The sequence below is a fragment of the Taibaiella sp. KBW10 genome (assembly GCF_003852495.1).
Classification (GTDB): Bacteria; Bacteroidota; Bacteroidia; order Chitinophagales; family Chitinophagaceae; genus Edaphocola.
In genome coordinates this window covers 662074-685001 of sequence record NZ_QAJI01000005.1, presented here as the reverse complement: position 1 = coordinate 685001, position 22928 = coordinate 662074, and the positions used below count along the sequence as shown (strand labels likewise).

General features: G+C 41.0%; 20 protein-coding genes. 7 read left to right on the top strand and 13 right to left on the bottom strand.

Features of this window, described 5'->3' with window-relative positions; genetic code table 11:
* Positions 1-318: 318 nt before the first annotated feature.
* The 6 genes from creD to DBR32_RS13395 form a co-directional block, all read right to left on the bottom strand.
* Positions 319-1647 carry a cell envelope integrity protein CreD gene (creD, locus tag DBR32_RS13420; RefSeq protein WP_124636842.1) on the bottom strand — a complete coding sequence of 443 codons (1329 nt, stop codon included), beginning with the start codon at positions 1645-1647 and terminating at the stop codon, positions 319-321.
* 68 nt (positions 1648-1715) lie between these two features.
* Entirely contained in the window at positions 1716-2189 is a 474-nt protein-coding gene (locus DBR32_RS13415; protein WP_124636841.1) for a hypothetical protein, read from the bottom strand.
* The gene (locus DBR32_RS13410) at positions 2179-2553 is read right to left on the bottom strand and encodes a hypothetical protein (RefSeq protein ID WP_124636840.1); all 375 of its coding nucleotides are present in this window, start codon (positions 2551-2553) and stop codon (positions 2179-2181) included. Before DBR32_RS13410 ends, DBR32_RS13415 begins: the two co-directional genes overlap by 11 nt.
* A 40-nt stretch (positions 2554-2593) precedes the next feature.
* Positions 2594-2893, bottom strand: a complete 300-nt coding sequence (locus tag DBR32_RS13405; RefSeq protein ID WP_124636839.1) for a transcriptional regulator — start codon at positions 2891-2893, stop codon at positions 2594-2596.
* Positions 2894-2895: 2 nt separating this feature from the next.
* The gene (locus DBR32_RS13400; protein WP_124636838.1) at positions 2896-3534 is read right to left on the bottom strand and encodes a hypothetical protein; all 639 of its coding nucleotides are present in this window, start codon (positions 3532-3534) and stop codon (positions 2896-2898) included.
* Positions 3535-3678: 144 nt separating this feature from the next.
* A complete protein-coding gene (locus DBR32_RS13395; protein WP_124636837.1) occupies positions 3679-5796 on the bottom strand; it encodes a gliding motility-associated C-terminal domain-containing protein in 2118 nt (705 codons plus the stop codon).
* 254 nt (positions 5797-6050) lie between these two features.
* Between DBR32_RS13395 and DBR32_RS13390 the strand changes: the two genes are divergently transcribed.
* Together DBR32_RS13390 and DBR32_RS13385 are read left to right on the top strand one after the other, a co-directional pair.
* A complete protein-coding gene (locus tag DBR32_RS13390) occupies positions 6051-6629 on the top strand; it encodes an RNA polymerase sigma factor (protein ID WP_124636836.1) in 579 nt (192 codons plus the stop codon).
* Between the two features lie 5 nt (positions 6630-6634).
* Positions 6635-8476: a hypothetical protein gene (locus tag DBR32_RS13385; RefSeq protein WP_124636835.1), complete on the top strand. Its 1842-nt coding sequence runs from the start codon at positions 6635-6637 to the stop codon at positions 8474-8476.
* A gap of 87 nt (positions 8477-8563) precedes the next feature.
* Here DBR32_RS13385 and DBR32_RS13380 read toward each other — a convergent pair whose 3' ends face one another.
* Both DBR32_RS13380 and DBR32_RS13375 read right to left on the bottom strand, forming a co-directional pair.
* A complete protein-coding gene (locus DBR32_RS13380; protein ID WP_124636834.1) occupies positions 8564-9154 on the bottom strand; it encodes an LURP-one-related/scramblase family protein in 591 nt (196 codons plus the stop codon).
* Between the two features lie 4 nt (positions 9155-9158).
* Positions 9159-10577 carry a CCA tRNA nucleotidyltransferase gene (locus DBR32_RS13375; RefSeq protein WP_199724491.1) on the bottom strand — a complete coding sequence of 473 codons (1419 nt, stop codon included), beginning with the start codon at positions 10575-10577 and terminating at the stop codon, positions 9159-9161.
* Between the two features lie 126 nt (positions 10578-10703).
* Between DBR32_RS13375 and DBR32_RS13370 the strand changes: the two genes are divergently transcribed.
* The 4 genes from DBR32_RS13370 to DBR32_RS13355 all read left to right on the top strand — a co-directional run bounded on the left by DBR32_RS13370 (position 10704) and on the right by DBR32_RS13355 (position 13998).
* Positions 10704-11651 carry a DUF4271 domain-containing protein gene (locus DBR32_RS13370; RefSeq protein ID WP_124636833.1) on the top strand — a complete coding sequence of 316 codons (948 nt, stop codon included), beginning with the start codon at positions 10704-10706 and terminating at the stop codon, positions 11649-11651.
* Positions 11652-11720: 69 nt separating this feature from the next.
* Positions 11721-12602 (top strand): uroporphyrinogen-III synthase, encoded by an 882-nt coding sequence (locus DBR32_RS13365; RefSeq protein WP_124636832.1) that lies wholly within the window; start codon positions 11721-11723, stop codon positions 12600-12602.
* A gap of 66 nt (positions 12603-12668) precedes the next feature.
* Complete coding sequence (locus DBR32_RS13360) at positions 12669-13451, top strand: C40 family peptidase (RefSeq protein WP_124636831.1); 783 nt, start codon at positions 12669-12671, stop codon at positions 13449-13451.
* A gap of 109 nt (positions 13452-13560) precedes the next feature.
* Entirely contained in the window at positions 13561-13998 is a 438-nt protein-coding gene (locus DBR32_RS13355; RefSeq protein ID WP_124636830.1) for a hypothetical protein, read from the top strand.
* A gap of 74 nt (positions 13999-14072) precedes the next feature.
* Here DBR32_RS13355 and DBR32_RS13350 read toward each other — a convergent pair whose 3' ends face one another.
* Positions 14073-14726, bottom strand: a complete 654-nt coding sequence (locus tag DBR32_RS13350; RefSeq protein WP_124636829.1) for a DUF5606 domain-containing protein — start codon at positions 14724-14726, stop codon at positions 14073-14075.
* A gap of 87 nt (positions 14727-14813) precedes the next feature.
* A complete protein-coding gene (locus DBR32_RS13345) occupies positions 14814-16490 on the bottom strand; it encodes a S41 family peptidase (RefSeq protein ID WP_158605996.1) in 1677 nt (558 codons plus the stop codon).
* Between the two features lie 149 nt (positions 16491-16639).
* Here DBR32_RS13345 and DBR32_RS13340 point away from each other — a divergent pair, with 149 nt between their 5' ends.
* Positions 16640-19213: a DNA gyrase/topoisomerase IV subunit A gene (locus DBR32_RS13340; protein ID WP_124636827.1), complete on the top strand. Its 2574-nt coding sequence runs from the start codon at positions 16640-16642 to the stop codon at positions 19211-19213.
* Positions 19214-19315: 102 nt separating this feature from the next.
* On the opposite strand, the gene DBR32_RS13335 is transcribed toward DBR32_RS13340, so the two are convergent.
* The 3 genes from DBR32_RS13335 to DBR32_RS13325 form a co-directional block, all read right to left on the bottom strand.
* Positions 19316-19681 carry a DUF4180 domain-containing protein gene (locus DBR32_RS13335; protein WP_124636826.1) on the bottom strand — a complete coding sequence of 122 codons (366 nt, stop codon included), beginning with the start codon at positions 19679-19681 and terminating at the stop codon, positions 19316-19318.
* A gap of 86 nt (positions 19682-19767) precedes the next feature.
* Positions 19768-20427, bottom strand: coding sequence for a hypothetical protein (locus tag DBR32_RS13330; protein WP_124636825.1), 660 nt, complete (start codon positions 20425-20427; stop codon positions 19768-19770).
* 21 nt (positions 20428-20448) lie between these two features.
* The gene (locus tag DBR32_RS13325) at positions 20449-22911 is read right to left on the bottom strand and encodes an outer membrane beta-barrel protein (RefSeq protein ID WP_124636824.1); all 2463 of its coding nucleotides are present in this window, start codon (positions 22909-22911) and stop codon (positions 20449-20451) included.
* Positions 22912-22928 lie beyond the last annotated feature (17 nt).

The window sequence follows — 22928 nt, the reverse complement described above, 5'->3', positions numbered from 1 at the left end:
ATGAAATCTTTTTTGAAATAAATAATGTTTATCGTGTTGGTAGCCCATAAACTGGTTTAATGATGCGCCATAAAGCACAATCCCCACTCGGAAATGCATCATAAGCAACAACATTCTATCAATAAGACACTATACATTATATATACATGATACAAACACGATCATACTATTATAACACGCAGACGGCTACGATAATCAATACGCTATACCAACAGTGCTTATACTATATATAATAAGAGCGGCCCGTATCAATACCGGCCGCTCTTATTATATCCCATCATAAATCGATAGGTTGTAAGCGTGTATGGAATATAATTATTACGCCACTCGCTTACCCAGATTGTACCAGTTAACCTTCCTTGTAAAGAACATAATCGCTGCAACAACAAGGAATAGCGCCACACTTCCAAAAATCAGGGACATTTCTTCTAATTGTATCAGGAAGAAGATATAGGCATATAAGATGGCCAGTCCAAAGGTAAACGCGAGGGATACGGATGTTTTCCGGAAAATACTCCATACATACATGCCAATGAGCGCTACAGTGGCGGAGCTGGCAATCGCGTAAGCAGTATTAAATCCCGCATATTCTGATATGGATAGGACCAATATATAGAAGATACACAAGGCGATACCGACCAAACCATATTGTAAGGGATGAATCTGTAGCTTCTGTAACATTTCAATCAGAAAGAAGATGGCGAAGGTAAGTGCGATGAACAGGATTGCATACTTTACGATACGCTCTGTCATGATATAGTTTTCGTCTGCATTGGCGAAGCGCACCCCTAAGGCATATCCGGATAGGTTTACAGAGTTGTTTTTCCATTGCTGCGGATACCCACGGGAGGCCTGCACCAGTTTCCAATGGGCATTAAAGCCGGTTTTATCAATTTCTGTGGTATCCGGCATTCCTTCAAATGAAGGAGCGGTCCAACTTGACTTTAAATGAATATCGGTATTGTTCCCCAAGGCGTTGAAATAGATATACTTTGAGCTTTTCAGCGATAATTTAATATTAAAACCGGTCTCGGAACCTGCATTTACGCTGACCGGAATGCTGACGCCATTATTGGCAAAGTTATTTTGAGGTATCCCAGACCTCATCATCAATGCCTGTGTCCCCCAGGAGAGCTGTACATCTTTGGACAGACCTTTAATATCAGTCAAGCCCAGGATCAGTTTTGCTTCGCCCCAAAGCATGTCTTCCGAGTTTAATTCCAGTGCCGTCAGGTTAATGGGTTTGAAAGTCCCTTTCATGAGCAGCTCAGACTTCATTAGCCCTACCTTATATAAGGCCCGGTTTCTGATCTCCGGTTGTATCGCTCCGTCTATCTGCAGGTCATCCGGCAAAAAATAGGCGATTGATTTTTGTGTATGCTCTTTTCCTTCTTTTTTCACTCGTTCATAATAAGGTATGGCTAACAAGGGACCCGTAAGGGTTTGCGGATTTGACCATTTCTTGCTCACCTCTTCCGTAACTTCGGCCTGTCGTCCTGCCCGCTCTGCAATCAGGTCTTTAATATAGGAGATTGGTAACAATAAGGCGAGTACGAAAATGCTAATGATCGCTCCTTTCCATAAAGCTTTGTTGTTGCTCTCGCCTTTATCATTTGCAGGTGTAAAATTGACATTTTGATTGTCCATGATGAATTGGTTTAATTGATGAATTAAGTAGTTAATTTGATTTATCGTTTTTCTAAAAATGCTTCGGTTTATGATACCCTTAAGAGCGCGTGCTGCACTTCATACAGGGGTTGGGGAATAAGCGCAAACCAGTCTGTTTGCTGCAACGATTTGTTTCGTCTCCCACGAATCCAGGCTTTATAAAATGCTGCCCAGTATTCGGGCATGGTCACCACACCATAGCCAACTGCGATCCAGACAGGAATAGTCATGCGGCCATTGGCAAGCATAAAGCATTGTAAGCATACTTCCCCCTCCTCATCAGCCTCATAACCCAGCACCACATGTTTGATATCATGCTTTTCATAATAGGGTAAGAGATCCAAGTTGTTTTTTTGAAAAAACACATACATCGTTTTACCTACGGAGCCTTCCGGCATGGCAGCAAGTTGCTCTTTTGTATAAGGGAAACTGGGTTTCTTTCGGATGAGCCGGAAATAGGGCAAGCCCATCTTATGTGCCATGAAGACCAGCACACCTTCTCTTAGCTTTTTAAGATTCATTTTTAATATATTTTTTATAAACGGTTTTGCAAAATGTAAAGCCCCCCAATAGAGCAGCGCCATTGGCCATCCAAAAAAATCCCCATTCAAAGGCACTCCTGTCTATCAGCAAAAAGAACAAATACAGGGTGGCGCTTGCCGCAAATAAGGTACTCAAGAGGATAAGGATTGCTTTATGATATGGCTTCAGGTCTGCCGTTTTAATGGCAGACATACTTATAATAAAGAGGAACAGTCCGGGTAAGCCGCCGAAGAAGGCAAAGGGGAGGATCAGAAGGCTCAAAACAGGTTCTTGTTGCCACAGACCAAAGATGATGGCTTCATAAATAATTGCGGTAATCCAAATGTGAAAAATTGTTTTCATAGAAAGTACTTTGTATTTCAAAGTGTTTAGGGAAAAAAATTTAGTGTAGATTTTTAATGATTTTTTCAAGTGCATCAATATGCGCACGAAAAGCTTGCTCACCGGCTACGGTAATGCTATATATGGTATTGGTTTTTCTGCCAATAAACCCTTTTTCTACAATGATGAATTTATGCTCTTCTAATGTTTTGAGATGCGAGGCCAGGTTACCATCCGTCGCATCTACCAAAGCCTTTAAATCGTTGAAGTTAATGGCTTCATTGACGATTAAAGCACTCATGATACCAATACGTATACGGCTGTCAAAAATCTTATTGAGCTGATCCAGTTCTTTTCTCATACCTATTTACGATCATATTTTTGCCACATAATAATACCATACAATATATGTAATACGCCAAAACCAAATGCCAGAAAGTACAGACCCCAATCGGGAAATAAAACAGCGATACATCCTAAGGCTACTTCCAAAAGCCCTAAATAGCGAATGTCGGTGAAGGTATATTTACTGCTGTTGATTAAGGTTAAACCATAAAAAATTAGTGTCGCCGGAACAATATAATAAAGATCTCCATTTTGAATGAATTGTATAATAAGCCAGGCTGCGGCGGCAATTGGAATAAACATACTGATGACTAATTTTTTAGCCGCAGCGGTTATCGTCGCCTGCTCTTGTTGCTTATTTTTCCGGTAGGTAAAGAACAGGGCTCCGGCCAAGGCTACCAAGAAGGTGATCGCCGCCAGTACGATAAATGGAAGGTTATATTCCGAAAATACCCCTCTAAAGCTGTGTTCCTCGTAAGTAAGTCTTTCTGAAGCCTGCCGTGCCAGCAAGATATGTGCGATAAAAGCAGCGATCAATGCGGTACCGCCAGCCCATATTCCGCTCCAACCGCTCAACGATAAAAAGCGCGATGACTTATGCATCATACTTCTAATATCGCTTAAGACCTGTAAAGATTCTTCTTTATTTGCATTCATATAAAGTACTTTGAATTACAAAGTTAATTTTATATTGCAAACAAGCAAATAAATTTTAAAGAAAATTCCCTCCACCGGAATAATGTTTCATTATTGCAGGTAAGAGGGAATGTAGTGGTATCAAATAAACTAAAGACGGGTATGTTATCGGAGCACAATAACATCTCCTTTCATAAACTTTGTTTCCTTAGTGTACCGATCGGTATACGAAACGGTATACATATAAACGCCCGCTTCTGCCGGTTTTCCGTTGAAATAGCCATCCCAGCCTTTGGACACATTATCGGCATAAAACACGATTTGCCCGTATCGATTATAGACATACATGGTATAAGCCATAAAATTACAACCCATCGATGCTACGGGTTTAAATATATCGTTGCGGCCGTCTCCATTGGGCGAAAAGGCATTGGGCATCCTTATATCACAAATACAATCGCTGACCTCTATATATATTGAATCTTTATAACTACCACAAGTATTAGTGGCCGTTACGATGTAAAGGCCATCCTGCTGCGGCCTGATTATGTCACCTTGTATACCATTATTCCAGGTAAAATCGCTCTCCGGTGTGGCGACCGCCTTGACATCAATCAAATTGTTATTACAAATAGTGGTATCGTTGCCCAGAATCTGAACTGAAGGCCTTATACTGCTTACTTTAAATGTATCTGAAATGGCGCATTTTCCGGAGGTTGCGGTTACAGAATAAGTTCCTTCGTGACTTATATTTTTTATACTATTATGATCTCCATCATTCCAGAGATATTGATTTACATTGGGCTGTGTCACATCAACTAAAATAGATTTACCTATACAAAGTGCGGTATCTGCGGGCAGTTTTAACTCAAAACGGGTGAAGGTCACATGAAAAGAATCGATCAGCGTACGACAGTTATCGGTACTATATACCCAATAGGTACCATCCTGTTCAACGGTTTTTAACATGCCTTGGGTGCCATCATTCCAAATGTAATAACCAGCATTATGATCATAGGCACTGAGTTGAAGTTTATCGGCGAAACATACAATGGTATCTTTTACGGAGTTGATAATGGTATCGCGCTCGGGATTAACCTCTACTTCCATACCCAACATCATGTAGCTGTAATTATAGGTGCCCCAAGGTTGGAAGTAGTCTAGAAAGTTATTGTCATACACGGAGTTACCTACCGGTTGATCTGCATTGGTCATACGTGCGATGCCAGATGAGGGAGATCCGCCGGAAGTACCGTTTCGAATCAGGTATAAGTGCCCGTCAGGACCAGCACGCATATGGGTGAACCGATTCCATACACCGGCACCGGTAATGGCCAAAGTCCGGGAATTCCGAAAGGCTAGCGGATTATTTAAAAGCGTGACATCATACTGATACACGTTACTGGAATAGGATTCTACAATATATAATTTAGAGCGATCCTTGCTTAAGGCATAATTGCCATTAGGTTCGCCGGCACCCGTCACGTAATTGGGGATGATCTGAAAGCTGGAAAACTGCCCGGTAGATCCGTCAAATTTTGCTTTGATCACCGCATTAAAATTGGCGCTTATTGCTGTGGACAGATCGCTTAACAACAAGAATTCATCATAGCCTCCCGAGTTCATAGGCGGTGGATACGTAATGACCGGTGTGGTATTAAATCCGTTCACGTCAATTTTAAATGCATGAATAGGTCTTGGCTGGCCCGTTTCCGCCCTTACAATCAGCCAATAGCTCTTACAATCGTTGCCCCGGAAGACGCTTAAATATTCGGAACCATTACTCATAAACTGTATATTCTTCTGTCCGGCCACGACATCTCCAAGGCCGTTATTCAGGCTCATATCTACCAGCGAGTAGTAGATTTTATGGGTTTGATCTTCATTGGCATCTCCACTGATTACATAATATAAATTCGGATTGCCGGGATGCTTAATAATATGTGTACTCCGGTATCCGGAACCTCTCGGCACTCCGTTATATACCGGCCCGTTACCCAGCAGATTATCTGCATTAGGCATTTGTACCCCATTCCGGTCCCAGATTTTACAGCCCATCGTATAAAACAAGAGCTGCCCTTGAGCATCGCTGACCGCGGCAGAAGATTCCGTCACATTCAACTGGCTCTGCTGTACGGCAAGCGGCAGTACATTAAAGTTTATCCCCATACCAAAGCCAAAATGCCAGTTATTGTTCTCTCCCTGCGCCAGGGAGTGTATGGGTATAGCAATAAAGGAAAAATATAAGACACAAATACACAAGTATGTATATAATTTTTTCATATAAAAGTCAGATCATCCTTATAACAAGGGGTTAACATATTCAGAAGACAAGATTATTTTTCTAAAAGTTGGTTGTTACTATATAAATATAAGCACTTAAGGATATAGATGCTGAATTAATTTCCTTCACAATAATGTAATACTTAATTTTGCAGACGGTAAAGCATCAATTTGCTTTGATCATTTTCAAATTATCCCCAACGAATTGGCAAAAGAGGCTGTCTATTAGTATAACAAAACTAAAAAATAGCATATTGTCAATTTCCTTGGCATATTATAATGTGTTGACAAGTACGAACGAATTAGAAGCGTTAATTACTGGTTGTGTGCGCAATGAACGAGGCGCACAGGCGAAGCTGTACGAATTATTTTATCCTAAAATGATGGGTATGGTCCGCAGATATTTTCCCGCCACAGAACTTGCCGAAGAAATCTTAAATAATGGTTTTTTACGTGCTTTTCAAAAAATCGAAAGCTATGGATTTAAGGGGTCTTTTGAGGGTTGGCTACGTAAAATCGTATTCCACTCGGTATCGGATTTTGCAAAATCGCAGGTAAAATATAGTGATAATGTGTTGCTGGTAGAGAAAGATGAATTTGTGCTGAAGGATGCTGCAAGCAATATGTACTATGATGATCTGATGAAACTGGTCCATAATTTACCGGAAACGGCAAGGATCGTATTTAACATGTATGTTTTCGAGGATTTATCACATAAAGAAATATCTAAGAATATAGGCATTAGCGAGGGTACTTCAAAATGGTATCTGTCTGAAGCCCGGAAAATATTGAAAGAAAAGATTCAAAAACAAGGTTTACATTTAAAAAAATAATCGCTGTGAGTAATAACGAATATGTAAAAGTAGACGACCTGTTCAAAGGCAAGGCTGACAAGGAGGAACGTATCCCTGCCGGCGCTTGGAATAATATGCAGCGTCTGCTAGAGAAGGCAAGTCCTATAGGCGGTGGGATGAGTAGCGGTAACTTTAGCCGTTATGTGGCATTGGCATTACTGACCCTCGGTATGGGTGCTGGTGCGGTTACATGGCAGTATAAAACCGATCCATATGCTTTCTCCAGCGAAGACAATGCGAGCACAAACATGGATCAAACTATTGGAGATGCAGCTACGGGAGTGGCTACAGCTACCGCTAATAATAAGTTGAATCCTCAGGATAAATTGAACCATCAAAGTGGTGTGGGGGTTATTGCTGCCAATACAACAAATTCAGCTGCCGGAGCGGGATCCGGTGCGGCAGGTCTTGCACATAATCTGAATACCGATGTGACTGCAACAAACAGCCCCAATGGTAATAGCGGTAAAGAAGTAATACAACCTTCTTCTACTGTTGCAAGGGCTTCTGTTATGCGTCAAAGCAAGAAAGAACAAAAAGCCAATAATGCCATTGCACAAGCGCTTTCTGCAGGTTCAGGACAAAACCAGTCTGTAGCGGATAATCAAAACACATCCATTCATAATGGTGATGTCGCTCTGGCTTCTATTGATAAAAATATGTACCGTCCTAAAGCGGCTATTGACAGCAATTATGCCGCAGTAGTATTGGACAATAAAAATAAATATGTACTGACCAAAGATGAGCAATGGTATAAAGAAACGGCCAAAGCGGTAAATGAAATCCATACGACTAAGCACGTGGTTAGAAATGAGGAAACGAAGACCGTCGCTAAAGTTATTATCGATACGACTAAGAATATTCGCTATACCAGAGTACAATTAGCCCCGCTTAACAGTACCGATAAACTGCAATTGTTAGCCATTACCAGCAAAGATGCGGGTTTCTGGATCAAAGCGCGTCCTGCTAAGTTTTTAAGCAATGTGCGTAACAATAATGCCGGTCGTAATGCTAATGAATCAGAATCTAATGTAAGCCTGGAACCGCTGAGTTCTTATAAAGTAGGCAGTACTACAGAACAGAAAGGTAGTTTTGCAAGACGTTTTTATGATGTCATGAATAATTACTTTAGCATGCAAAAACCGTATTATTTCGGTGCGGCAGCAGGATTTAATACTAGCTTAGGTTCTCCGATGCAAACCGGGTATCATTTTAGCCTGGGTGGATATTATGAGTTGAAAGAACGTCTTTCTTTTGGTGTAGAATTAAAATATGCACACAGTAATGTATTGCAAAAACGCATTGCAGAATCGTTCAATACTTATGAAAATCAAAGCAGCAGCTCAATAAACGGACAAACGGTTTACAGCGCTACACAAAATGTAAAAGAAAACAGCTACCAGATAAAAGGTATATCCAGCTTTGAGTTGCCGGTTACCTTAAGGTATCAATTAAGTAAGTTGTCTTTATTAGGAGGTTTGAATGCAAGCTATATTTTCCCTGCAAATTACACTGCCCTGCTGAACCAAAACAAAGAAGCTGCGAAAGCGGTTACTTCTCTGTCTCCGTTTACGGCTACGTCCGGAAGCATCAATACAAATGATTTCCGCTCAAGGCTCGGACTGGGCTATACCGTTGGATGTATTTATGACCTGTCTAAAAACATAAGCCTGGATTTAAGAATGAGCCAGACGTTATGGAATAATGTTAAGGGTACTTCCGCTTTATCTACCAATTTATATCAACAACCCACGATTCAGTTCTCTTTATTTTACTTCTTAGGTAAAAAAGATAAAGTGATCTATATGATGAGTGACCGAAAATAATAACCACACCTTATCACCACGAAAAAAAGGAGTACTAGCAATAGTACTCCTTTCCCTTTTATATCATTTCCGGCTAAGCCTTGTGCCTTATTTTGCTTCTTTCAGCACCATATCAATCGTAATCGCGCTGGAGAGGATTAATATTTTATTATTGTCTTCCGGATAAGCCTGATCTATGGTTACATTGTACTTATCTGCAGTGGTGAAGAACTCTTTTGCCAGTCCAGCCCATTTTTTATTTACCGTACCGATCTGACTGCCCTGAGCATCCTTAATGCTAAAATTCCAGGCTTTCCAATCGCCGGTAATCTCCGCAATCTGAATACCATGAGGATCAAAGATTTTAAACGTAGGTTTGAATAGTTTAAATTTCTGCTGAATCGTTCCTACTAAGGTATCATTACCATCAAAAACGGAGATCTTAGACATAAAGAAGGTCCAGCCTCTTTTAATACTGGATTGTACCGCACCTTCATGGTTTTGAATTTCGAGGTGAAAGGGCAACATGGCTTTGTTCAACAACAAACGCAGGGCTTTTTGCCCGCCGCTCAGGCGTTGTTTTACCATTCCGATTTGGATGGCTTGGTTATCATAAATTTTGTACTCATTTGCAAATTTCATGAAGTTTACTTTTTCATCGATGAAATAGCTGTCTGATTCAAAGAATTTAAATAGCATTATTTTATGTTTTTATGGTTAGTCCAAGTTGTTCCGCAAATGTAATCATAAAGGCCCTTGCTGCGGCGTAGTCATTTGTAATAATACCATCTAAAATAGCCTCTCTGATGGCCGTCTTTATGGTGCCGACCGCTTTGGAAGGTTCCAGTCCAAAAGTCTCCATGATCTCTTCTCCTGTGATCGGTGGCTGCCAGTTCCTGATTTGGTCTTTTGCCTCTACTTCTTTCAGCTTTTGCCTTACAATTTCAAAATTCTCCAGAAAGCGTTTTACTTTCTGCGCATTTTTAGAAGTAATGTCTGCTTCACATAAAGTCATCAGGTCATCAATATCATCTCCGGCATCGAACAATAGCCTTCTGATAGCAGAATCGGTAATATTTTCTTTAGTAAGGGCTACCGGCCGATGGTGCAATTCAATGATCTTCTTGGTATACTCCATCTTCTCATTCATCGGTAGCTTCAAGTTCCCAAAGATCTTAGGAATCATGCGGCCGCTAACCACTTCATGCCCGTGAAAGGTCCATCCATGACCCTTTTCAAATTTTTTTGTGGGTGCCTTGCCTATATCATGCAAGAGTGCTGCCCAGCGTAACCATAAGTTATCGGTATTGGGTACAATATTGTCCAGTACCTGGATGGAATGATAGAAATTGTCTTTATGCCCCTTATTGTCTACATATTCGGTACCGGATAAAGCGGCAAGCTGTGGCAGGATAAGCTCTAACAAACCTGTCCGGAATAAAAGATCAAAGCCGACAGAGGGTTTCGGGCTCATGACGATTTTGTTCAACTCTTCCGCAATACGCTCCTTAGAGATAATCTTAATCCGGTCTTTCTGAGATTTTATACTTTCAAAACAATTGACATCTATATGGAATTGTAATTGTGCAGCAAAACGGATCGCGCGCATCATTCTCAAAGGATCATCGCTAAAGGTCTGCGCCGGCAATAAAGGCGTACGAATGATCTTATCCTTTATATCCAGCAAACCGTCAAAGGGATCGATAAAAGTGCCTTTATCTGCCTTATTCAAACTGACGGCCAGGGCATTAATTGTGAAATCTCTTCTTTTCTGATCATCTTCCAGGCTTCCCGGAGATACTTCCGGATTACGGGATTGCTCCCGATATGATTCTTTACGTGCACCGACAAACTCTACTTCTATTCCTTTAATGATCAACTGTGCGGTACCAAAGTTTTTAAAAAATGAAACTTTGGGTTTGTTTGGAAGCAGGTCTGCTACGGCATGTGCCAAGGCAATTCCATCTCCATCACACACGATATCGATGTCTTTAGTTGCCCTACCCAATATCTTGTCTCTTACAAATCCACCAATAAGGTATGCTGATACACCCAACTGCGCTGCTGCCGCAGAAACGGTATTCATGATAAAATGCTCTTCCGTGCTATAGCTTATATCCACAAATCTCAAAAATTATTTTTAATAATAAGTAGCAAATATAAGTAAAGGAAATGGTCTGTATTTGTTTTCGTACGGAAACCTGCAAGATCGCTGCTGTCTGTAGTATAGTGAAACTGAAGATTAAATATGACAGAACTATATTGGATTAAAATTATACTTTTGTACCTATACAAACCTTTTACTTTTTCTAAATTGCAGTTTAAGAATCAACATACATATATCATCGTTTTCTTTCTTACGATCCTAAGCCTGTTTTTAGCAGGTACAACTGACGCTAAGGAACTGTATGGATATAACATTCCGGAGGCGCTCATTAAGGTGAAAGCGGACAGTGCATTTTCTGCTCATTTTGCCACGCATCCGATGATGGGTAAGGCGGTGAAGGTCATTAGCCAGGTAGAGAAGCCCCATACCTTTGTGAATAAGACCAGCAGCTTTTACCTGGTTTTATTGCTGCTTTTTGTACTCGGTAGTTTACGGCTGATCTTTCCTACTTATTTCCGGCATTTATACAATGCATTTACCAGTCCGTTGATGAACAAAAGACAGCTACGGGAACAGATAGAGCAAAATATTCAGGCTAATATTGCCATGAATATTTTTTTCAGCATTTCTATCGGCTTTTTTCTCTACGCCTTGCTCTTTACGCAAACGACTATTGTGCAACATGCGAGCTACTCGCCCAACCTGATTTTATGTGGCCTGATCTTATTAGTGGCCGCAGTTTATACCGTTAAATACCTCCTCTTAAAATTTGTAGGCTGGGTGTTTAAAATCGCATCTGTTACGGAAGCGTATACCTACAATGTTTTCCTCATAAATAAAATACTGGCGGTTGTATTACTGCCTTTCTCTATTATTTTGGCCTTTGGCCATGGTGGCTGGCTACGCCTAATGTTAGCTATTGCATTGATACTGACGGGGATATTGCTAATTAATCGATACACAAGGTCTTGGAGTTCACTGGGTTCTTTTTTCCAGTATAGTAAATTCCATTTTTTTATGTACTTTTGCGCCTCGGAATTATTGCCCTTAGCGATTCTAGTAAAACTTACTTTTAATACTTTGGTATAAGGTAATAATACACCTCATAAAGTCGTTAATAGTTAGCATTAAAAATATCATTTATTTATAACTCTGAAAATGGCAAAAGCTACTAAGTCTGCAACAAAAAAAGCAGTTGTATCCAAAAAAGCACCTACAGCAACCGCTGTAGCAGAAGCAAAGTCGGAACAACCCAAGAAGGCCACTGCTGCCAAGAAAGTTGCTGTAAAAAAAGTAGAGCGCATTTTAATTTCCCAACCCAGACCAGAGAGTGAAAAATCTCCTTATTATGATCTGGAAAGAAAGCATAATGTAAAACTTACCTTTCATCAGTTTATCAAACTTGAACCCTTTCCTGCAAAAGAATTCAGAAAGCAAAAGATCGAATTATCGGAGTACAACGCGGTTATTTTAAATAGTCGTAATGCGGTAGATCACTTTTTTCGTATTTGCGAGGAAATGAAATTCAAAGTGTCTCAGGAGATGCGCTATTTCTGTATTACCGAGGCCATTGCTTTATATCTCCAGAAGTTTATCCTGTACCGTAAGCGCAAAGTTTTCTTTTCTGCCGATGGTTCTGTAGATGGCCTAATGGACGTATTGGCGAAGTATAAAGACTCTGAGAAGTTCCTGATACCGGTTTCGGAAAATACGAAGAATGACATCTCTCCAAGCTTAATCAAAAATAAATACCAGTTTGCTGAAGCGATTTTGTACCGTACGGTTCCCAATGATATGGAAACAATCCTGAAAGGCGCTAAATACGATGCAATGATCTTATTCAGTCCTTTTGGTGTGGATGCTATTTTAAGTGTTGATCCTAACTTCAAGCAAGGACATATTGTCTTCGGTGGATTTGGCAACACGACACAAAAAGCACTGGAAGATGTCGGCTACGAGGTAAAGATCAAGGCACCGGTGCCCAATGCACCCTCCATGGTCGCTGCGCTGGACCGCTTTCTAGCAGAAAATAACAAATAATAAATACAGACCAAGTGCAATAAATACGATCTTTATTGCACTTTTTTTACTCCATAGAATCGAAGCATGATTTTCTCTTACGTCGTTTGTTCTGTGCCTGCGGCACCCATACGCTCCGAAGCTACACACCATTCCCAAATGGTCTCCCAGTTATTATTCGGTGAGCGTGCAGAGGTGATGCGTCAGGAGGGCAACTGGATGTATATTGTTTGCGCATGGGATCATTACGAAGGCTGGGTTTTGGCCGGCCAGGTACAACTACTTTCCTTTAAAGAATATCGCAAACCGAACAAATACCTGAATACAACCACCCAAGACAGGTTAATAAGCCCCCAGGGTGCTGTATTGCTTTCCCCTGGCTCTGACTTATTCGGACTCAAGAGAAGTGTCTTTCCCTGGCTTGATGCCCTTTCAAAGTTTAAAGGAAAAAAAGCCGCAGTTTCGAGCCTGACTACTTCCGATGAAGCCATCAGGCATGCTGCCATGTGTTTTTATGGAAGTCCTTACCAATGGGGCGGTCGCTCCAGTTTAGGCATCGATTGTTCGGGTTTGGCACAAATGGTGTATAAAATGATCAATATCGCTATTCCCAGGGATGCACGGCAACAATCGGAGGCAGGAGAAACAGTAGGTTTCCTACAAGAAGCGCTTTGTGGTGATTTAGCGTTCTTTGACGACGCAGAGGGGCAGATTACGCATGTCGGTATTTTATTGGATAATGCGACGATTATGCATGCAACGGAAGTATCCGGTGGCGTGGTCATCGATGCGATCGACAATGGGGGCATCATTAGTGTGAAGTATAAAAAACGCACCCACAACCTTAGAATTGTAAAGCGCTTTCTCTAAGTAAGGGCTATGCTATTCTCTTGCTCAGACCATTGAGCCCGACATTTCCCGCTATAAATTTTATGAAACAAGGTCAGGATTACTTATTTTTATAAAAAATCAGGACTTTATGCATCTATACAAACTATTTATTACGGCATTTGTGCTCAGCATCGTCTCCGGTATCATATTTTTTGCGGCCTATATGAGTGGCATTTTTGAGCTCATTACCCTGATGCCCAATACCGGCGAACCGAGCCTCAATGAGCCTTATATGGGTAATCCCTTCTTACTCTTCAAAACGCTCCTTAGCCCTACCCTTATTGTTTCGCTTATTGTACTCTCTATATCCAGCCTGCTTAATAAAGTGCTCGGTATTGTGTTCATTGCGAGAAATCCGACGATCAGTGAGGGTACAAAGGTGATCTGGATACTTGGTTTCGTATTTGCTTCCTTTATTGCCTCTATCGTCTTTTTCGTGTTACGCCGTTCCAATAATTTATTAGCCACTAAAGAGACCCGTAATACAACAGCCTTCCCGGAATTCCACCAGGATGCATACTCTTAAGTTTTTCCTTATAAAAGACCGGCGCTTCGTAATACGAGGCGCCGGTCTTTTATAAGGAATTAAATACTATTAGATTAGTCTTCTTTTTTCTTTGCTGTTTTCTTAGCAGGTTTTTCTTCACCTTCTTCTTTCACTGCTTTTTTAGCAGCTTTCTTAGCAGGCTTTTCTTCCCCTTCTTCTTTCACCGCTTTCTTAGCAGCTTTCTTAGCAGGTTTTTCTTCACTTTCTTCTTTCACTGCTTTTTTAGCAGCTTTCTTAGGCGCTTCTTCAACTACTTCAGCTTCCTGATCTTCCAATACCACATCACCCATATCCACTACTTCTTGTGTATACACTTCGAAGTTCAACAAGTCGTTAGCTTTTAACAACTCATACCATTTCATTACTTTTTTGATATCGCTTACATATACGCGTTCCTGATCGAATTCCGGCAGAACGGTCGCAAAATAGGCTCTAAAATCACTACTGGATGCTTTCTTATTCGCAATCAAAGCGGCAATAGAAGCATCATTTTCCTTCATACTTTCTAATACGTTATGAAGACGCACATTTTCGCTGTAGGTATAGATTTCGATACTTTCTAAGGGTGTTATCTGATGTACTCTAGATGATACAAACTTGATACTCTTATCCGTTAAGCTACGCACTAAAGCGCCGTCGTTCTTCGTACTTACTAATTGATAAAGCCCTGTCAAACCGGTTACTGCTACAATTTGTCTATATTCCATTTTTAAATGTTTAATATAAATATTTGAGGTGGCGAAATTAGGTCATTTTTTTTAAATATCATTCCTTTCCCCTTATTTACATCTTTTTTATTTTTTTAATACTTGTTTATATGCTTCTTTATCAGTCGTTAACAACGCTACAGCCTTCTTTAATGCTGCATTATAATTGTTCAACTGATTTTCTATCTGTCCCCTCTGATAATAGTATCTGGAAACGATTTCGGAGGATAAGATCTCCTGCAGTTCCGCTTTATTTTTGACAAAATCCTGTTTTTTCTCTGACTCAATCTTTGCAAGCAGTGCGTTGTATTCTGTTTTGATTTTATCAAAATTTTTCTCTTCGTCCGCATTCTTTTTTACGGCGTTAAGGATATATTGGCTACGGGTCTCGTATTTGAATTTATTTTTGATCAACCAGTTTTGGAAGTCTGTATAATCAGCATCAGAAAAGCGATACTCCTTGGCCGGTGCAATTGTGGGATGATTATAATAATAGTTAGTCACATAGTTAAAGACATAATCGTCTTTCAGCAGTTTGGAGGAGAGTAGGCTATAATATTCGCTTTCTATTTTCACATCCGGCTCGATGCCACCGCCATCGTATACCGTACGGCCAATGCTGGTTTTAAATGGTTTTTTCAGGGAATCGGGCACAGCGGCTACTGTTCCGTCTTCATTCCTGTGGGTATAGTCCAAAGCTTGTATACACCTTCCGGAAGGGATATAATATTTTGCAGTAGTCACTTTCAGGCGGGAGTTGTACCCAACCGGCCTTACCACCTGTACCAATCCTTTACCGAAGCTCTTGCTGCCGATAATCACCGCTCGGTCTAAATCCTGCAAAGCACCGGATACGATTTCGGAAGCAGAAGCAGAATTGCCATTAATCAAAATAGTCAGCGGTATATTTACATCCCAGGGCTCATTGGAAGAGGGATATTCTTTGCTCCACTCCTGATGTTTGGCTTTTGTGCTTACAATCAGTTTGCCTTTATCGACAAACAGGTTACAAATGTTTACGGCTTCGGTCACCAAGCCTCCTGGATTACCTCTAAGGTCTAAGACAATCCCTTTAAGTCCTCCATTGGCTTTTGCCTTTAGCGAATCCAAGGCATTGCGCACTTCGCGGCCGCAATTGGGCGTGAATTGTGATAAAAGCACATAGCCGATCTGCTTATCCTGATCTACAAAACCGGAATAAGGAATAGAGGCAATCGTAATTTCTTCTCTGGTCACTTCTTTGGTGCTTTGCTTTCCGGTAAGCGGGTTTTTAACCACAATGCTTAATTTCGTTCCCGGAGCACCTTTTAATAGGAGGCCTACTTCTTCATCTTTTTTGCCTTTGACCATATTCCCGTCTATCGAAACGATAATATCTCCGGGTTTTATGCCGGCTTTGTCAATCGGGCTTTTCTCCCGTATGGCATCTATAATAATATTTTCGGTAGAATCTATTTTGACGGTAGTACCCACGCCCCCGTATTTTCCGTTAAACTGCATTTCAAATTCTTCTGCCTCGGCTTCAGTAATGAAATTGGTATAAGGATCCAATTCGTTGAGCATCGCATCCAATCCGGTTTTGGTCATTTTTCCCGGATTAATCGGATCTACATAGAAGGTGTTCAGTTCTTTTAAGATATTGGTATAGATCTCCAGGTTTTTAGAAATCTCGAAAAATTTATCTGCTTCGCCATTGTTAAACTGCGCGAATGTGCTGAAACTCAGTCCACACAAGCCAAGACCTAAGATTATTTTCTTGCTCAAAGACATATTCAAATTATTTTCAAAGAGCAAATTAACGATTTTAATTGATTCAGGATGTGCAAAACATTAATTTAGATGGGCTTTAACTCACAAAACAAATCTGCTCTATTTTAGTTAATTTCGCAATCTAAATTTTTATATCGATCCTAATGAGTGAAATGGAATTACCGGAAGATTTACCGCAGGAGGCCTCGCATGAGGAGAGTGCCGCTTCTGTAGATAAGATGTATGAGAGTTGGTTTCTGGAATATGCAAGCTATGTAATCTTGGAGCGGGCGGTGCCGGCTATTGAAGACGGTCTGAAGCCGGTACAACGCCGTATTCTGCATGCGATGAAGGAAATGGATGACGGACGATTCAATAAAGTAGCCAATATTATCGGGCAAACGATGCAGTATCACCCCCATGGTGATGCCAGTATCGGAGATGCGATCACGAATATCGGCCAAAAGGATTTATTAATTGAAACGCAGGGCAACTGGGGCGACATCCGTACCGGAGACCGTGCTGCTGCTGCCCGTTATATTGAGGCGCGCTTATCTAAATTTGCGCTGGAAGTCGCTTTTAATGCAAAAACAACGGAATGGCAATTGAGCTATGATGGCCGTAAAAACGAGCCGTCTACTTTGCCAATGAAATTCCCTATGCTCTTGTCTCAGGGCGCTGATGGTATTGCCGTCGGCCTTTCGACCAAAATATTACCGCATAATTTTCTGGAAATCATCGATGCTGCTATTAAACATTTAAAAGGAAAACCTTTTACGCTGCATCCCGATTTCCTGACTTTCGGTATGGCAGATGTAAGCAATTACAATGACGGTGCCCGCGGAGGTAAAGTTTTGGTAAGAGCGCATATTGAAGAGGTGGATAAGAAAACATTATCGATCAAAGATGTGCCTTATAGCATCACCACTTCGGGACTGATAGAAAGCATCCTGAAGGCGAATGAAAAAGGAAAGATCAAGATTAAGAGTGTAACGGACAATACGGCTGCCGAAGTAGAACTGATCGTACAACTGGCGCAAGGCGTATCTATCGACCAAACGATTGATGCCTTGTATGCCTTTACTGATTGTCAGATCTCCCTCTCTCCAAATGCCTGTATCATCATTAAAGATAAACCGCACTTTGTCGGCGTTTCTGATTTGCTGAAACATTCTGTAGCCGATACTAAAGATTTGCTGCGTAAGGAGTTGGAGATAAAGCTTAAGGAATTAGAAAATGACTGGCATTACTCCTCTCTGGAAAAAATATTTATTGAAAAAAGAATCTACCGCGACATAGAGGAAGAAACCACCTGGGAAGGGGTCTTAGCGGCAATTGACAAAGGATTGAGTCCTTACAAAAAATTGTTTCGCAGAGACATCACACAGGAAGATATTATTAAGCTTACGGAAATCAAGATTAAGCGTATTTCCAAGTTTGATGGCTTCAAGGCTGATGAACATATTAAAGGAGTTGAAGAAGACATCAAGACAGTACAACACAATATTGAATTCCTTAATGATTATGCAATCGCTTATTATGAAAACCTGCTAAAGAAATTCGGCAAGGGAAAAGAGCGCAAAACAGAGATTAAAGTATTTGATACGATTCAGGCGACTAAAGTGGCCATCGCGAATACGAAGTTATATGTAAACCGTAAGGAAGGGTTTATCGGTTCTTCTCTGAAGAAAGATGAATTTGTTTGTGACTGTTCGGATATTGATGATATCATCGTCTTCCGTAAGGATGGGATCATGATGGTCACTAAAGTTGCCGACAAAACCTTTGTCGGCAAGGATATTATACACCTTGATGTATTCCGGAAGAGCGATGAGCGTACCACGTACAACATGATGTATATGGATGGCACGAGTGGCATTGTATATGCGAAACGCTTTAACGTAACCGGCATCACCCGGGATAAGGAATATGACCTCACCAAGGGTAATAAAGGCAGTAAGATTACTTACTTTACGTCCAATGCGAATGGGGAAGCGGAAGTTGTGAGTATAACCTTATCGCCGGGCAGCTCTGCGCGGATCAAGACTTTTGATTTTTATTTTGAAGAGCTGTCTATTAAGGGCAGAAGCTCTCAGGGCAACCAGGTTACGAAATACCCGGTGCGCCAGGTAAAATTCAAAGAGCAAGGCAGAAGTACTTTATCAGCACCGAAAATATGGTATGATGCCCAAGTGGGCCGCTTAAATACAGATGGTTATGGTGTTTTGTTAGGCAGCTTCAATACGGAAGATCGTATTATTGTCTTCTATAAAGACGGGCATTATGAATTGACCGATTTTGAACTGAGCAATCGTTATGAAACGGAAAACATTCTGGCTATTGAGAAATGGCTACCCAATGAGGCCATCACTGCAGTATATTTTGACAATGATAAGAAGCAATTCAATATCAAGCGCTTTAGAGTGGAGACGCAAACCCTGAAAAATAAATTCTTATTCATCAAAGAGGGTAATAAAAATTACCTGAAATTTGTGACCACCCATCCTGAACCCACCCTGACCATTTATGTAGGGAAGAAGAAGGCAGATGCCGAAACCCAGGAATGGAAACCGGCAGAGCATGTAGAGATTACGGGCTGGAAAACGATTGGTACCAAACTTTGTGATAATGATCTGTTGCAGATTGATGCGACTTTTCCAGAATTGAAAGAAACGGCACAAGCAACGGAGCAAACGGAGGAAGATAATGATACAGATAGCGCACCTACTTTATTCTAAGCTTCGTTATATAAGAACAGATTGAAACGTGAGTTATAAAAGAAGACTCCTTCTTGCCTTAGGCAGAAGGAGTCTTCTTTTATAACTGTACTAAAGAAAATATTAATGATGGCGCAGCAAGGTTTCTATGGCATCCGGTCTTGAGGCCACAAAATTGATGTGTCCCCGCTTGTTGCTCTCAAGCATAAAATCTTGCAGGCTTTGCGCTGTATAGAATCTAAAATCTCCGATGATCGCCAAACGCACGCGGTAATTGGAAAATTTTTGTAGTAATTCGCCGGCCATTCCGGTCTTCAAGTCAAAGAAATCGGGACTAATATTTTTTTCGTGTATCATCATCTTATCAATCCCCTGAAAACAGACATTCCCCAGCAGATCCATACCATCCTCCACCGTATGAATCACCCGGTCTTCCGACACCAGTTCAGCGATGCTGATATCTTCTATTTGCAGTATTTCTATGTTCATAATATCATTGATTACATTCTGGTACTGTTTATCATCTGTCTGTTGTAAGGTTTAGACAGCTTAATTTTTTCTTTTGTATTGCGAGCCTAAATCTCTGACAGGCGGAGCATGTCTAACCGCAGCCATTGTCCCTTTGTTTTTTTGAAAATGAAGATGCTGTCCCAGCCTCCTTCACTACGCACATCCTGCCCTATCACGATCAAGGCATAGTTACCATCATCGGTAAACACCGGAATACTGCAATAATTAATGAGGCGATCTGCTATTGCCGTTTTATTCCAATCCAGGATATGCTTACGTACTGTGGCTTTTTCCTGTGCATTTAATGACAATTTATCAAGCACGGTGGCGGGTATTTTATCTTTTGCATGGTCTACCAGCAAGTATTTTTGCACTTTTGCCTGTTGCCACAGAAAACGATGTTGCCACAGACGATCTAATGCCCGGCAATGTTGGTACAGCTCCGCGACGACCTCTTTGGGAGTCTCCGTCCAATGTGCGAAACTGACTTCGGATGTGGTATCTGAAACATCAGCGTTTTTAATTTTGGCACAAATTGTTTCATCAATGAGGTAGGGTTTTCGCAATAGAAAATTACCCCAGTCAGATTTGAAAATATTGAGTCTAAAAGTTGCACCCGGATTATAAAGCTGGTTGACAAAGGCATAAATCTGCACCGTGTCCTGTGCCCAAGCATTATGGGTGACCGAACAAAGGAGCAATATATATAGGAATAGCTTTTTCAAAATCTACACTAAGATACAATTTTACATCTTAACCCTGCCTTGCTCACTTTCGGAGCCGGAGCCATTGTATTTGGCTTTTTTATTGGTATTATTTCCAAATCTATAGCTAAAAGTAAGGGAGGCCACGCGGCTATCGGTCGGCCCATACCAATTGGCATCGGTCAGGTCCAAATTATTAATCCGACCCCTGATCTGGTTGGTAAAAAAGACATCACTCAAATTGAACTTCAAAGTGCCCTTATCTTTTAAGACGCTTTTCTGTAAGCCTACAGACATATAACCAAACTGGCCAATGGTAAACTGTGCATCTACTGAAGGGGTCATGTACATCCCACTTACTTCTGCACTCCATTGTTTGGAAAGCTGGATAATGTTATTGGCGTTGATATACCAATAGGTTCCTTTGGAGTTCAGGGTTTGGGTATACAGCTTACTCTTGAACTGTGTATAGCTCACCTCTGAATAGATGATTGTAGTCAGCCATTTGACAAGGTTAAATTTGCTTTGTACCGAAAGGGTGTACTGGTGGCTGGCACCTATATTGCCCGGACGGCTGTAGTAAATACCGTTTTTGATCTCAATTGTTTCATTGATCCGGTCTTTGGTATAGCTATAGGATAAATTAGTAGTCAGTAATTCTCCATAGTTATGGGATAAGGAAAAATTATGGGCAAAAGTAGGTTTCAGGTATGGATTTCCTTCGTAGAAGGTATATTGATCTAAAGGACTGGAAAACGGATTCAGGTCTTTATAAAAAGGACGGTCTACTCTTTTGCCATAGGATAAATTAAAATTCTGTGTCCCCAGGCTATCCAGCTTGTAGCTGAGGTAAACCGTTGGAAAAAATCCGTTGTAGTCATTATTAAATTCAGCGTATGGCTTTACCGGGTTACCTAGTTGCTTGCCTTGCAGGCGTGTATCTTCAAACCTTAACCCGGCTTGTATATCGAGCTTTTTAAACGATTTTGAATAATTAATATAAGCCGCATTTATCCACTCGTTGTATAAAAAGTGGTTGCTTAAATTGTTATTTTCTTTGGTGATATTATCCTGGGTAATGGTATAGATTGCGTTATTGTCTGTGGTGGTATAGCTGGTTTTTACGCCAAGATCCAATCGAGCATTTCCTTGCAGGGGCATCGTATAATCGCTCTTAAAGGCATAGATATGAATTTGTGCCGGTAAGTGCCCGTTTTGGTTATCCTTATAAATGTTTGTGTTGTCTGGCAGGAAGATATCATTTTTATAACGCTGATCGATGGTTGAGTTATAATTTACATAATCAAGATCTGCCGTCAGTGATTGATCCGGTTTATCAAACTTGTGCCTGAAATTAGCGGTAATGGTTCCATTTTTAAAATCGACCAGCTCTACATTATCGGCAATGACCGTTTGGGTCAACACACCGGCCGCATCGGTCACCAGGGCTTTATTGTATCGGGGTTGCTTCACTTTACTCAGTAAACCTTTGGTTGTGATCCCTATCGTTGTTTTTTCGGTTAGGTAATAATCCATACCCAGCTTTACATTATACGTGGTCGATGATGATTTAAGGTAGGTATTTTGTTCAAACCCTGATTTGGGACTCAGATCGGCATTTTTGAAATGCCGCTTAATGGTCAGATCATGATACGTATTACCCTGACTAAAACTGATATTGGAAAACAAGGCAATTTTAGCCGTGTTGTAATTCAGGTTCACATTATCGTTTGTTCTGGCATACCGGCCCTGCCCATAATTCAGGCTCAGGTTACCATTCAAACCTCTTAGCTTATTTCTTTTGGTAACAATATTAATGACGCCCGCATTGCCCGCGGCTTCATATTTAGCCGGAGGGTTCGTCATTAGTTCTATTTGCTTAATCGCATTAGAGGGTAGGGATTTAAGATAATTTTCCAGTTCGGTCCCGGTTAAATAAGTTGGTTTATCATCGATAAAAATAGTGACTCCTGATTTCCCTTTAAACTTGATATCTCCATTCTGACCTACCATTACACCCGGCGATTTGGCCAAAACATCCAGGGCGCTGCTTCCTGCATTAGAAATCAGGGCATCGGGATTCACCACCGTCCGGTCTACTTTCTGTACGACAAAAGGGACCCTTTGGGTAACGGTTACTTCCTTCAGCGATTTGCTGTTGCCTTTTTCCAAAATTATATTGGGTAGCGCAATCACTTTATTGGCAGTTTCATCAAGGGACAACAGCGCACTGCGATAGGGTTGATAGCCCATATCGTCTACCGACACAAAATAACCTTTAGGATAAGCCAAGCCCTTAAACTCAACAATTCCCAGCGAGTCGGTAAATCCTGATTGAATCACAGTAAGGGTATCCGGGCCTAATAAAGTCACCACCATATTGTCGGCCGGTAAGCCCTGCTTATCGACAAACGTGCCCCGAATCGTTCCATCTTTTTGGGCTATACTATTTGTAAAGCAAAAAAGGAGTAAGGTAATTGTCGCGATTATTTTTGGAAGGTGCATAGATGATATGGTTTTGA

Coding starts and splice junctions, on each gene's coding strand:
- DBR32_RS13360 (WP_124636831.1), top strand. CDS start 12,669: ATGATTTTCTCTTACGTCGTTTGTTCTGTGCCTGCGGCACCCATACGC.
- DBR32_RS13340 (WP_124636827.1), top strand. CDS start 16,640: ATGAGTGAAATGGAATTACCGGAAGATTTACCGCAGGAGGCCTCGCAT.
- DBR32_RS13355 (WP_124636830.1), top strand. CDS start 13,561: ATGCATCTATACAAACTATTTATTACGGCATTTGTGCTCAGCATCGTC.
- DBR32_RS13325 (WP_124636824.1), bottom strand. CDS start 22,911: ATGCACCTTCCAAAAATAATCGCGACAATTACCTTACTCCTTTTTTGC.
- DBR32_RS13400 (WP_124636838.1), bottom strand. CDS start 3,534: ATGAATGCAAATAAAGAAGAATCTTTACAGGTCTTAAGCGATATTAGA.
- DBR32_RS13380 (WP_124636834.1), bottom strand. CDS start 9,154: ATGCTATTTAAATTCTTTGAATCAGACAGCTATTTCATCGATGAAAAA.
- DBR32_RS13410 (WP_124636840.1), bottom strand. CDS start 2,553: ATGAAAACAATTTTTCACATTTGGATTACCGCAATTATTTATGAAGCC.
- DBR32_RS13350 (WP_124636829.1), bottom strand. CDS start 14,726: ATGGAATATAGACAAATTGTAGCAGTAACCGGTTTGACAGGGCTTTAT.
- DBR32_RS13370 (WP_124636833.1), top strand. CDS start 10,704: ATGACAGAACTATATTGGATTAAAATTATACTTTTGTACCTATACAAA.
- DBR32_RS13365 (WP_124636832.1), top strand. CDS start 11,721: ATGGCAAAAGCTACTAAGTCTGCAACAAAAAAAGCAGTTGTATCCAAA.
- DBR32_RS13395 (WP_124636837.1), bottom strand. CDS start 5,796: ATGAAAAAATTATATACATACTTGTGTATTTGTGTCTTATATTTTTCC.
- DBR32_RS13415 (WP_124636841.1), bottom strand. CDS start 2,189: ATGAATCTTAAAAAGCTAAGAGAAGGTGTGCTGGTCTTCATGGCACAT.
- DBR32_RS13405 (WP_124636839.1), bottom strand. CDS start 2,893: ATGAGAAAAGAACTGGATCAGCTCAATAAGATTTTTGACAGCCGTATA.
- creD (WP_124636842.1), bottom strand. CDS start 1,647: ATGGACAATCAAAATGTCAATTTTACACCTGCAAATGATAAAGGCGAG.
- DBR32_RS13335 (WP_124636826.1), bottom strand. CDS start 19,681: ATGAACATAGAAATACTGCAAATAGAAGATATCAGCATCGCTGAACTG.